Below are 12,671 nucleotides of genomic sequence, written 5' to 3' on the forward strand. Positions count from 1 at the left end.
AAATCAGTCCAAGAAAGTTCAATCGTAAAATAGAAGCTGATTAGTGGCTGGTTCGAATGTTTGCATTCCTCTAGAAAGCCCGTGCCAGCACTATGTATCTTTTTGAGAATAATCAATAGAAATAACAATAACTAATTGATATTACGATTGATGATTGCCGGTCATTATTTCGGAAACTTTTTTAGAAAAATTGTCGAAATAGCGCCGGCAATGATTCTGCTATTTCTGCTATTGCTGAATTTTAGCAATGGATGCTTCATATTGGGATTTATGTGGAAGCATCATGGAGGCAATGCCGGCAATGAGCAGTAAAATGCCGGAGAGCCAGAATGAGATTAAATGCGTGCCATATACTTCATACGCCCAACCGCCGAGCCAAGTGCTGAGCATGCCACCAATTTGATGTCCGACAAAGGCAAAGCCGTAGAGCATTCCCACTAATTTAACGCCGTAAATATCCGCAAGCATGCCGGAAGAAACGCCCATATTTCCCGCCCAAACTAAACCTCCGATAACGGCAACTAAATAGAGTTGCCATGGCGACATCACGATCACTAAGAAAAAGAACGCAATGCCACGCACAAAGTAAATGCTCATGAGAAGGGAGCGATGCGATACTTTTCTGCTTAATCGACCGAGGATAATAGTGCTAAACACCGCCGTTAAACCAATTAAACTCACGCCAAAAGCGCTAATATTTTTCGGAAATCCGTGATCGACTAACATGGGAACGGCATGGGTTCCAAGGAGATTCATGCTGAATCCACAAGCGAAAATCCCAATACAAAGGAGCCAGAAAGGGCGCGTTGAAAAGACGGCTTTCAGTGTATATTGTTTGCCTTTCATTTTGGCTTGTCTGCGAAGCAGTAACGCTTTGTGCGCTTCGATCTCTGCTTCTGTCGTGAGATCGCCAAATTCCGGCGCTGTTCCTCGAATGATGGCAAAAGCGACTAACAGAGTGAGAAAGGTAAAAATGCCGGCATAGATTAGAAGTGTAGTTTCCCAGCTATAAGTTTGAATCAGTAAGTTGAAAATCGGCGTCATAATGGCAATTCCCGCCATGGAACCTGTTGAAAGAAAGAGTAGCGCCATGGTTCTTTTTTGAATAAACCAACTACTAATGAGCTGTGTAAATGCCACAGGGCTTGTAAATGCTAAGCCAAACGAGAGCAATCCGCCGTAACTCAACGCAAAAACCCATTGATTGGGGCTGTAAATCGTCAGAAATAACGAGATCGCCACAAGAATTGCGCCAATGATTAAGGTATTTCGAGTGCCAAAGCGATTCACCGCAAAGCCGGCAACCGGCATTCCCAAGCCATAAATCAGCATGCCAAACGCAATAACGCCAGAAAGGGCGCTTCTCGAAATCCCCAAGCCTTCACTCATCGGAATCACAAAAGGACCAATGCTCATGCGCATTCCCACAGTAATCATCGTCAAAAGCGCGGTCGCAAAGACAATCGTCCAGCCGTAGTACCACGAAGAGGAATTGTTTGAAGGTTGTTTCATAAAGAGTGCTTTATCGTTGTTGAGTTAGGAAATGAAGATGATGAAAAGAGAAAATGAAGCTCTTTTCTAAAGGCATATCATAACGGATTTTGAGGATTGGCATCCGAAGTGAAAATGATCTTTTAAAAAGAGATGGCGGTATTGAACTTAAACAAGAGCGATAGAATGAGATTCAAAAAACTTATAAGAGCATACTTTTAATAGGATTTATTACTGATATTTCAGTCTAAAAAAATATGCTTTTCATTTGCATGATGATTAGTCAGTAAACAGGGCTCGAGGCATGGAGAGTTGCAGATTATGTCAGGTAATAATATTCTACTGCTCGGTATGTTTATTTTAAGCTCTAATATTAAAGAGCTCCTAGTCAATGGAAGGAAATAAGGTAGATGTTTGGATTTTTGAAAAAAAGAGTATCGCAGTCTAGCGTTGTAGAATCAGTAAAATTACCGGATCCGATAGTAGAAACATCCTTAATAGAGTTATTAACTTTTAAAAATGAGGATGAGAAGGTTTTAACATTACTTAAAACTCTGAATGAATCTACCCACAATACTCAGAGCTCTCAAAATGCCCAAAATTCTCAAAAAGCTCAAAAATCTGATGCATTAAATATACTTGTTAAGTTAATTCTAGAAAAGATGGGATATCGAGTAGAAATTACGGATGGCATGAAGGATGGCGGTATTGATGTAGTTGGATATAAAGGGAGTGTCTTAGAAATAGGTGTGCAGTGCAAAGCTTGGAATCCTAAAGGTTGTAATAGTCGAATTACGAGTAAAGATGTACAGGCTTTTCGAGGATCTCTTTCGAGCAAATATGTCCAAAAAGGCTTGTTTGTAACGACCCATTATTTTGATGATTTTGCACTTGAAGCTGCGGATGAAAATTTAATTTTAATAGATCGTAGATATCTATTGGAAATATTAACGAATTACTTCCCAAGTACGGTAAGTAATTATTTATATTATCAAGATTTGAGTGAACAAGGATCATGTTCGAAGTGTGAAAATGGGAAGATGATTAAGGTATTTCGCAGTGGTAAGGCGCCTTTTGACTGGTGTGAATCATGTCGATCAGTACCGAGTAGTTATTCTGCTAGATGATATACAGGGTTAATGCCGGAGGTTTCAAATGATCATGTTGTATATCGTATGTGGAGTGCTTGCAATTGCACTTTTATGGTTTGCTATCAAATGGTTCAATGAACATTGTGATGAAAAATTTGGTCATGAATTTTTTACAATGCCGATGTTAGTTGTCTTGGGGATAGCGGGTGGATTATGTTTATTTGGTAGTAGTTGGTATTCTTCTGCTTTGGAAGAAAATAATGTAGGAAGAACATTATTCACCATAGTATTAAATGGCGATACTCTAAATGGCTTGATACTGATGACTCTTGGTATCTTGATCTATCTTGTCGTGGCAATTTGTAATTTTAGGGAAACAAATTGGATATACGGCATTATCGGTACAATATTGCAGTTTGGGATGTTAAGTATATTCGCATATATCGGATTTATCTTATTAGCGATTTGGTTCATTGCTATATTCTTGTTCTTTTATTATAGCGATGATTAAAAATCTCTATATTCACTATATATTTAGTGGATGTCTTAGGGCAGACCTTGAATAATAAGAGATTGGTAAATTGTTGTTAAATAAACAAATAAATAAAGGCTCGTTGGAGCTAGCGATTTTATTTTGTGAACTCTGTTCGGGAATCGAATCATTACAATTTTCTTAAAAAAAAGAGCAGAAAAAAGTCTGCTCTTTTCTTTTTTATGTATTGAAAATTCATTGAAGCTTTATAGTTCTTGCTAAAACCTACAATCCCATTTTCAAACTGGCTTCGATGAAGTCATCTAAATCGCCGTCTAACACAGGTTGTGGGTTTCCGACTTCGTGTCCTGTGCGGATATCGCGGATACGGGCTTGGTCTAAAACGTATGAGCGGATTTGGCTTCCCCAGCCCACATCGGATTTAGAATCTTGTAGGGCTTCTGCGGCATCACGTTGCTTTTGAAGCTCTAATTCATAGAGTTTTGAGCGAAGCTGTGCCATTGCCATATCTTTGTTTCGATGTTGTGAGCGCTCATTTTGACACTGTGCAACTGTTCCCGTAGGAATATGCGTCACACGAACCGCTGATTCAGTCACGTTAACGTGTTGACCGCCGGCGCCGGATGCGCGGTAAACGTCAATTCGAAGATCTGAAGGATCGATCTCAATCTCGATATTCTCATCAATTTCCGGCGATACAAATACCGAGCAGAAAGAGGTATGACGTTTATTATTGGAATCGAAAGGCGATTTACGAACTAAACGATGGACGCCGGTTTCTGTACGAAGCCAACCGTAGGCATGATCGCCTTCAAAACGAATACTTGCAGACTTAATGCCGGCAACATCGCCGGGAGATGCTTCCATCAGCTCTGTTTTAAAGCCGTGAGATTCGCCCCAACGTAAATACATGCGAAGCACCATTGAAGCCCAATCTTGCGCTTCTGTACCGCCGGCGCCGGATTGAATATCGACATAGGCATTACTGCTATCCATTTCGCCGCTGAACATGCGCTTGAATTCAAAATCTTCGATGATTTTAGATAATCCGGCAAGATCTTCTTGCACCATTTCTAACGTATCTTCATCGTTCTCAAGCTTTGCAAGCTCTACAAGATCCTTTGCATCGATCAGGCTTGAATCAAGGCGAATCATGCCATTGACGAACTCATCTAATGTGGCGCGTTCTTGCCCTAATTTTTGGGCTTTATCGGGATTTGCGCTCCAGATATTGGGATCTTCAAGTTCCATTAAAACTTCGGTTAAACGTTCCTGTTTAAGATCGAAGTCAAAGATACCTCCGAAGATCCGTGGCTCTTTCAGCGAGATCGTCGATGGTATGGTTGAGTGTGTTAATTAATTCCATGGATCACCCTCATATTTAGTGTTGATGCGTTGATATGTTAGCGGCAACTGTTACCGCTCGGAAACGGCATATTATACGGGAAGTTGTAGGTAAATAAAATCTTGTTTTGCGTCTCTATTTTTTTTAGAAAGCGATGAAGAAATCCTTCTGACGAGAATTTTGAAAGAGATATTGAAAGGAGTAGTGAAAAGGATATTGGCGAATTTCTGGGTTTGAGTAAGGATTTTATGAGCAAGTTTCGAGAGAGATTGAAAATAGGCATTTCTGCCGTATTTATCTTACATTTTAAGGTGTTCTTATTAGATTGTGACTGAATAACTATTGAATCACTACTGAATAACTATTGAATTGTGATTGGATTAATTACGGGATTATTACGAAATTATTTATTGCGATGGGAATAATCATCAAAAAATAGTAAATCATTGAATCAATATTCTTGCACTTATTTTTAGAAGGATTTTTTAGAGGGTTTTACGCATTTACCGAGAAGGATAGAGCAGATAAAGCTAAAAATATCGTGCAGTTTCCGAAGTTATATGTAATATATGTATTCCTAAAACATACAAAACATGTATTTAATGAAATACCAAAAGAGTATTCGAATGTTTTAGTGACAGTTTTAGTTACATTTTCACTGAGGATTTTATGATTGGATGGATATTTAGGCGCTTACTGCAAGCGGCCTTTATTGTGTGGTTAATGACCGTAATTGTCTTTGTTGGATTGCATTTTATTGGCAATCCGGCAGATATTTTAATTGGTCCTGATGCCGATCAGCGAGATCGTGCGCTATTAATTACACAATTAGGATTGGATTTACCGCTTTGGAAGCAATACTTTAAGTTTTTAGTAAGTGCGCTTCACGGCGATTTAGGCAATAGCTTTGTCTATAATCAACCGGCATTAGAGCTTGTTTTACAGAGATTGCCGGCAACGTTAGAGCTTGCCTTTTTTGCGTTAATTATCGCGTTAGCAGTGGGAATTCCGCTTGGGCTCATTGCCGGATTATATCCTGATAGTTTAGGCTCAAAAATCATTATGACCGGCAGTATCTTAGGCTTTTCATTACCGACCTTTTGGATCGGGATTATGATTATTATGGCTTTTAGCGTGTCATTAGGTTGGCTTCCTTCAAGTGGACGAGGCGAAACTGTCACCTTCTTAGGAATGCAATGGTCGTTTTTAACCGGCAATGGTTTATATCATTTAGTATTGCCGGCATTTAACTTAGCATTATTTAAAATGGCGCTCGTGATTCGTTTAACCTATGCCGGCGTTCGAGAAGTGTTACCGCAAGATTATATTAAATTTGCGCGTGCCAAAGGGCTGAAACCTTCTCGGATTATTCGGGTGCATGTGCTTCGAAATCTACTCATTCCGCTCGTGACCGTTGTGGGATTAGAATTAGGTGCAACTATTGCCGGCGCTGTTGTGACAGAGAGTATCTTCTCTTGGCCGGGCGCAGGAAAGCTAATTTTGGATAGTATTAATCACTTAGATCGCCCTGTGATTTTGGCGTATTTAATCGTGATTGTGTGTGTATTTGTCACGATTAACTTCTTGGTGGATGTCACCTATCGCATTGTCGATCCAAGAGTTGGAAAGGAGACATTAATATGACAGTAAAAGCTATTTCCTCTACTTCTACTTCTACTTCTACATCCCCTTCTAGCGCGACTTCCGCTTCTACCTCGAAAAAAAGTTCTTTATGGCGAGAAAGTATCTCGAACTTTTTTGAATCGAAAGTGGCAATGGTCGGTGCTGTCGTTGGCTTGTTATTAATCTTAGCGGCAATCTTTGCACCGTGGATTACACCGCAAAATCCTTATGATTTGTTACAACTCGATATTCTTGATTCGAGATTACCGCCGGGATCAGAAAATGGTATGGGAACGTTTCGTTATTGGCTCGGAACGGATGGGCAAGGGCGAGATCTCTATTCGGCGATTATTTATGGACTTCGAATTAGCTTGATTGTCGGCTTAGGTTCAGCGCTGATTGCCAGCGTATTAGGCACGATGATCGGCGTAATGTCGGCGTATTTCGGCGGAAAAGTTGATACGATCTTCATGCGCTTGGTGGATCTGATTCTCTCATTTCCTTCCATCTTAATTGCTATGATGATCTTGGCATATCTCGGCAAAGGGATTGGCAATGTGATTCTCACATTAGTGATTTTGGAATGGGCATATTATGCAAGAACGGCGCGTGGACAAGCGCTCATTGAGCGACAAAAAGAGTATGTGGAAGCGGCACATAATCTCGTGATTCCTAAGTATTTGATTATGTTAAAGCACATCTTAGTGAACTGTTTGCCGGCATTAATCGTAATTGCGGCATTACAAGTGGCAAGAGCGATTACGCTTGAATCTACTATGAGCTTTTTAGGTTTAGGTGTGCCGGTCACGGAACCTTCGTTAGGATTACTCATCTCCAATGGCTATCAATATATGCTGTCAGGGCAATATTGGATCAGCTTATTTCCCGGCATTGCGCTGTTATTGACGATCATTTCGCTCAATCTTATCGGCGATCGTTTCCGTGATCTCTTTAATCCGAGGTTGCGTAAATAATGGAACAGATTATGGAACAAGCATTATTAGAAGTGAATCATTTAAAGACAGCATTTACGACCAAAGAAGGCACGTTTATTGCGGTCAATGATGTCAGTTTATCGCTCAAAAAAGGGGAAATCTTAGGATTAGTCGGAGAATCTGGCTCGGGGAAATCTGTTACAGGTTTTTCGCTCATGCAGTTAATTGATAAACCGGGAAAGATTGTGGAAGGCGAGATTCTCTTTAAAGGGCAAGATCTTCGCAATATCTCTGAAAAAGAGATGCGCCATTTACGGGGAAATCGCATTGCGATGATCTTCCAAGATCCGATGATGACGTTAAATCCGGTGCTGAAAATTGAAACGCAGATGATCGAAACGATTCAGGCGCATGAAAAAGTCAGCTATCAAGAGGCACGTGAAAAGGCGCTTCATACATTGGAATTGATGGGTGTTCCAAGCCCTGAAGAGCGTTTGAAAGCGTATCCTCATCAGCTTTCCGGCGGTATGCGCCAACGAGTTGCGATTGCTATTTCGCTTTTGCTTCAACCTGATCTGATTATTGCCGATGAACCGACAACAGCGCTAGATGTAACGATTCAGGCGCAAATTTTATCGGAAGTGCAAAAGCTTGCCCATGATTTTGGAACGGCACTTATTTGGATTACGCATGATCTTTCCGTCGTTGCCGGCTTGGCAGATCGCATTGCCGTAATGTATGCCGGAAAAATTGTAGAAACAGGTTCGATTGATGATGTCTTAAGCGCACCGAAACATCCCTATACCAAAGGATTAATCGAAAGTTTACCGAGCCGAAATCAGCGAGGAGAGCGTTTAAAACAGATCGACGGCATTACGCCAAATCTCATGGATTTACCGGAAGGTTGCGCCTTTAGCACTCGTTGTGAAAGAGTACAGCCGGCTTGCGGACAAGCGCCGGCATTAGCAGTCATTTCGGAAGCTGTTACGAATATTGCGGATATTTCGGACATCAGAAAAAATGCCGGAAATAACTCTCATGAAGTTCGTTGTTTCTTCCCAAGCGAAGCGGGAAATGCGGAGGCGAGAATATGAGCGACTTATTGAATAGACAACAAAATGATATCCATCAAGTGGAGTTAAAGACATTTACGGAATTTGCAACATCTGCAACATCTGCGCCATTAGTGGAGCTTCAACATATCTCTAAAAACTTTGGCGCAAAGAAATCTAATTGGCTCGGCAATCGGATGATTCAATATGGTTTGAAGAAACCTACAAAGATTGTTTCTGCTGTGAACCACGTGGATCTTTCCATCTTTAAAGGGGAAGTCGTTGGACTTGTGGGCGAATCAGGTTGTGGAAAATCCACTTTAGGGCGAGTAGTAGCCGGCATTTTGCCACAAAGTAGCGGCGAAATGTTGATTGATGGCGTGAATGTTCAGTCGATGAATAAAGATGCTTGGCGCAAGAGCCAATTGCGGATTCAGATGATTTTCCAAGATCCATTTGCGAGCTTAAATCCAAGATTGCGCGTGAGTAGCAGTATTGGTGAAGCGGCGAAAATGCATGGTTTAGTGTCTAAAAAAGAGATCGATCATTATGTGAGTGAGCAACTTGAAAGGGCGGGGTTAAGTGCGAGTTATCGCCACCGTTTTCCGCATCAATTTAGTGGAGGCCAGCGTCAAAGAATCGGAATTGCGAGAGCACTTGCGGTTCAGCCGGATATGCTTGTATGTGATGAAGCGGTTGCGGCATTAGATGTGTCGATTCAGGCGCAAATTGTGAATCTTTTTATGGATTTACGAGATGAACTCGACTTAACGTATCTCTTCATCAGTCATGATCTTGGCGTTGTGGAGCACTTTTCAGATCGTGTTGCCATTATGTATTTAGGGAAAATTGTAGAAATCGCCACAACGGAAGAGATTTTCGCACATCCCAATCATCCCTATACGCAAGCGTTATTGGCAGAAATTCCGAAAATCAGTGATCGGAAGAAACAATTTGTGGCAATCAAAGGCGAGATTCCAAGCCCAATCAATTTGCCAACAGGTTGCTATTTCCATCCAAGATGCCCAAAAGCAACAGAAATATGCCGGCAAGAAGCACCAGAACTCAAAGAAGTCAGCCCGCAACATCAAAGTGCGTGTCATTTAAATGACAGTATCAGCATTTAATCAGCAAAAGACGTCACAGAATACAGACAGCAAAGGATGTAAAAGAATACAGAACAAAAGCAGAATTTTTCAATGTGGGCGCAGGATTGTGACACGCATGCAAACATTCTCTCCCGCCACAAGTCAGCTCTTTTTAGAAGGAAAGAAGACAAAAAATAAGGATTTACCGCGCGGGCGCAGGATAGCGAAAAGCATGCAAGCATTCTCCCCCGCCACAAATCAGCTCTGTTTAGGACAAAAGAAAACGAAATAAGACGCAAGAAAATGAATAAAGACGAAAGCAAAATTATAAACACAAAATAAGGATTTACAGTGCGGGCGCAAGATTGTGAAAAGCATGCAAACATTCCCTCCCGCCATAAATCAGCTCTTTTTAGAATGAAAGAAACGAAAAAAAAGCCATAAAAACAAGTAACAAAAAACAATATCGAACGAATTAATTAACCCTACTTAAACGAGGATTGGAAGGAAATTACATTATGAAAAAACTATTAATCGCATCACTTTTAACAGGATTACTCTCTGGAGCGGCATTTGCGCAAGATAACAACTTGAAAATCGCCTTTTCAGATAACTTGTCCTCTTTAGATCCACAATTAAATAACTTTGCCGGAGACCGCTCAGCGGGGCTTTTCTTCTTTGAAATGTTGGTGGCAAACTACAATAATCAACTATTGCCGGCATTAGCAACTGAGTGGAAAAATGTCGATCCTATGACGTGGGAATTTACGTTGAGACCGGATGTGAAATGGAGCAATGGCGAAGCGTTTACGATTGATGATGTGGTGTACTCTTTAGATCGCATTAAGAGCGTTCCCGGCGCTGTTGCACCCTTTACAGGATATGTTCGTACAATTGCAGATGTGAGCGTGAAAGATCCGCAAACATTAGTGATTACAACGCACGCGCCCAATCCTGATTTACCATTGAACTTAGCATCTGTGCATTTAGTGAATAAAAATGCTTCAGAAAATGCCACAAGTGGAGATTTCAATACCGGTAAAGCATTGGTGGGAACAGGTCCTTATAAGCTTGTGAGCTATACGCCGGGCGAGAAAATTGTTGCGGAAAAAAATGAGAATTATTGGGGAGAAACGCCGACGTGGGACAACGTGGAATATCTCTATACACCAAATGCGGCATCTCGTACAGCATCACTGCTTTCAGGCGGTGTGGATGTGATTGATAAAGTATCGGTATCAGATTTAGAGCGCTTAAAACAAGATCCAAAAGTCGATGTTTTTGCATATGATGGTTTACGTGTTTTCTTGTTGCAACCAAGCTTTAACCCGAATCCAAACCAATTTATTAAAGATAATAACGGCAATGTGTTAGAAGAGAATCCGCTCTTAAATCCAAAAGTGAGAGAAGCGCTTTCGATTGCGATTAATCGTGAAGCGATTGCAAATCGTATTTTGCAAGATTCTGTAACGGTTGCGAATCAGTGGATGCCGGAAGGATCAATTGGTCATAATCCTGAAATTGCCGATATTGAATTTGATGCCGCAAAAGCGAAAGAATTATTGGCAGAAGCGGGATATCCTGAGGGTTTCCAATTAACCGTGCATGTGCCGACAGATCGTTATCCTTTAGCGCCGGAAACAGTGCAGGCGGTAGCACAATTCTGGACAAGAATTGGCGTGAAAACGAATGTGGAAGTGGTGCCTTGGGCGGTATATTCAGGTTCTACGCGTCAAAATGATTATGCGATGTCAGTGATTGCTTGGGGCAATGGCACAGGGGAAGCCTCTTATGCCATGGTCAATATCTTAGCAACGGTGGATCCGGAAGCGGGTTTAGGTGCATCAAACTGGGGTCGTTATAGTAATGCAGCGTTAGATCAGAGTTTAGAAGCAGTCACTACGGAATTTGATGCGGAAAAACGTGAAGCATTAATGCGAGAAGCGGCAACGATTGTGATGGATGAAGTCGGCGTAATTCCACTTTTCCACTACAAAAATATTTGGGCTGCGAAAAAAGGCTTAGAAGTAAAACCTCTGAGCTCTGATCGCACAGTGCCAATGATGATCAACAAACGCGAGGAATAATGAATGGTGCAGAAATTGCAAAAACCATCGCAATTATCGCAATCATCTCAAGCATCAGAAGAACAACGTTCGGCGAAGTTACATATTTCGCCGGAAGTTGGGCTGATAGATGTGGCTCGAGAGATCAGAATTACGGGATTATTGCCGGCGCAGAAGGTTTTGATTGAAACATCAACCGTGCGCGCGAATAACGTTACGTGGCGAAGTGCTGCGGTATTTGAAGCAGATAGCAATGGTAATATCGATGTAGGAACCAAGACACCGATTTCTGGCGATTATTCCGGCATTGATGCGATGGGTTTAATTTGGTCACAAAAACCGGAATCAAGCGTCAGCCGAGAAGTATTTCTAGAAGATTTACTGCAAACCCTTGTAACGAAGATTACGGTGAAACGTTTGGATGATGACGAATCTTCAGAGTCTTTGTTTTCAGAATCGGTATCTTCAGAATCTCTGTCTTCAGAATCAGGATCTTCAAAAGCTCACGCTTTGGAACCGATTTTAGAAGGAACCTTGATTCAAGAGATTGCCGTAGAAGGTGTAAAGCGCATTGACGTTCGTGAAAATGGGTTAGTGGGCACGATCTATCTGCCGGCAACTGAAGGGCCACATCCTGCGGTCATGATTTTGAATGGTTCAGGTGGTGGTATGAATGAACCGAGAGCGGCACTTTATGCTTCTCACGGCTACATTGCGTTTGCGTTAGCTTATTTTAAAGCGCCGGGATTATCGGATTATATTTCCAATACGCCGCTAGAATATTTCAAAAAAGGGCTTGATTGGCTTCGGGAAACGTATCAACCGCTTAATAACTTCGTAGCGATCAATGGGCAATCTCGAGGCGGAGAATTAGTGTTATTGCTTGCAAGCTTATTTCCGGAAGATGTGTCGGCAGTTGTGGCTTATGTGCCGGGAGCGGTTGTGCATTCGGGGCAAAATGCCGCTGATCCCAAGGTGGGAAGAGAAGGGCCAGCGTGGTTATTGGGTGGAAAACCCCTTCCTCATATTTGGGAGAATAACCGAACAGCAACATGGAAACCTTTTGATGAAGGACCTTCGCCACACCGCCATGAAAAAGCGATTTTAACGGCATTAGAAGATTCAGATGCCGTGAAGAGAGCGAGAATTCCGGTGGAAAATATTCAGGCGCCGATTATTTTGTTATCCGCAACAGATGATGGCGCTTGGCCATCGAGTCGTTATAGCAAAATGGTGGTGGATTTCCTAGAAGAGATTCAGTTTCCTTACGATGTGCGCTGGGTAGATACCATAGATGGCGGACACGGCATTGTGTTTCCCTTTATTCCTACAACGCAGATTATCTATACACATCCCGTTTCTGGAAAAGTGAGTACTAATGGTGGAAAACCGGATGCGAATGCACTTTCGAATGAGCGAAGCTGGCGTGAGATTAAGGATTTTCTTAAAACTGCCGTGGTTCAAGGAAAATGAATCTAAGAATGGAT

The 12,671-nt window shown here is 41.7% G+C and carries 11 protein-coding genes; 9 read left to right on the top strand and 2 right to left on the bottom strand.

The features are described 5' to 3' along the window. Positions 1–228: 228 nt before the first annotated feature. The gene (locus ACYSN2_RS07015; RefSeq protein WP_461749545.1) at positions 229–1,512 is read right to left on the bottom strand and encodes an MFS transporter; all 1,284 of its coding nucleotides are present in this window, start codon (positions 1,510–1,512) and stop codon (positions 229–231) included. A 389-nt stretch (positions 1,513–1,901) separates the two neighbouring features. Between ACYSN2_RS07015 and ACYSN2_RS07020 the strand changes: the two genes are divergently transcribed. Together ACYSN2_RS07020 and ACYSN2_RS07025 are read left to right on the top strand one after the other, a co-directional pair. Next, positions 1,902–2,618 carry a restriction endonuclease gene (locus ACYSN2_RS07020; protein ID WP_461749546.1) on the top strand — a complete coding sequence of 239 codons (717 nt, stop codon included), beginning with the start codon at positions 1,902–1,904 and terminating at the stop codon, positions 2,616–2,618. Between the two features lie 34 nt (positions 2,619–2,652). After that, on the top strand, positions 2,653–3,093 hold the full coding sequence (locus ACYSN2_RS07025; protein ID WP_461749547.1) for a hypothetical protein: 441 nt from the start codon (positions 2,653–2,655) through the stop codon (positions 3,091–3,093). Positions 3,094–3,339: 246 nt separating this feature from the next. On the opposite strand, the gene prfB is transcribed toward ACYSN2_RS07025, so the two are convergent. Continuing rightward, positions 3,340–4,441 (bottom strand): peptide chain release factor 2 gene (prfB, locus tag ACYSN2_RS07030; RefSeq protein ID WP_461749548.1). Its coding sequence is split into 2 segments (ribosomal slippage): positions 3,340–4,365 and positions 4,367–4,441, totalling 1,101 coding nucleotides; the frame shifts between segments, so codons are not numbered across the junction. A 648-nt stretch (positions 4,442–5,089) separates the two neighbouring features. Here prfB and ACYSN2_RS07035 point away from each other — a divergent pair. The 7 genes from ACYSN2_RS07035 to ACYSN2_RS07065 all read left to right on the top strand — a co-directional run bounded on the left by ACYSN2_RS07035 (position 5,090) and on the right by ACYSN2_RS07065 (position 12,657). After that, positions 5,090–6,064: an ABC transporter permease gene (locus ACYSN2_RS07035; protein ID WP_461749549.1), complete on the top strand. Its 975-nt coding sequence runs from the start codon at positions 5,090–5,092 to the stop codon at positions 6,062–6,064. Next, positions 6,061–7,017 carry an ABC transporter permease gene (locus tag ACYSN2_RS07040; protein ID WP_461749550.1) on the top strand — a complete coding sequence of 319 codons (957 nt, stop codon included), beginning with the start codon at positions 6,061–6,063 and terminating at the stop codon, positions 7,015–7,017. Before ACYSN2_RS07035 ends, ACYSN2_RS07040 begins: the two co-directional genes overlap by 4 nt. Beyond that, a complete protein-coding gene (locus ACYSN2_RS07045) occupies positions 7,017–8,072 on the top strand; it encodes an ABC transporter ATP-binding protein (protein ID WP_461749551.1) in 1,056 nt (351 codons plus the stop codon). The genes ACYSN2_RS07040 and ACYSN2_RS07045 overlap by 1 nt, the downstream gene beginning before the upstream one ends. Continuing rightward, positions 8,069–9,157 carry an ABC transporter ATP-binding protein gene (locus ACYSN2_RS07050; protein ID WP_461749552.1) on the top strand — a complete coding sequence of 363 codons (1,089 nt, stop codon included), beginning with the start codon at positions 8,069–8,071 and terminating at the stop codon, positions 9,155–9,157. The genes ACYSN2_RS07045 and ACYSN2_RS07050 overlap by 4 nt, the downstream gene beginning before the upstream one ends. Before the next feature lie 88 nt (positions 9,158–9,245). Next, positions 9,246–9,410, top strand: coding sequence for a hypothetical protein (locus tag ACYSN2_RS07055; RefSeq protein ID WP_461749553.1), 165 nt, complete (start codon positions 9,246–9,248; stop codon positions 9,408–9,410). Between the two features lie 226 nt (positions 9,411–9,636). Further along, a complete protein-coding gene (locus tag ACYSN2_RS07060; RefSeq protein ID WP_461749554.1) occupies positions 9,637–11,205 on the top strand; it encodes an ABC transporter substrate-binding protein in 1,569 nt (522 codons plus the stop codon). Positions 11,206–11,208: 3 nt separating this feature from the next. Further along, positions 11,209–12,657 carry an acyl-CoA thioesterase/bile acid-CoA:amino acid N-acyltransferase family protein gene (locus ACYSN2_RS07065; RefSeq protein ID WP_461749555.1) on the top strand — a complete coding sequence of 483 codons (1,449 nt, stop codon included), beginning with the start codon at positions 11,209–11,211 and terminating at the stop codon, positions 12,655–12,657. The last annotated feature ends 14 nt before the right edge of the window (positions 12,658–12,671 follow it).

It is taken from the genome of Ignatzschineria sp. LJL83, from assembly GCF_054871845.1.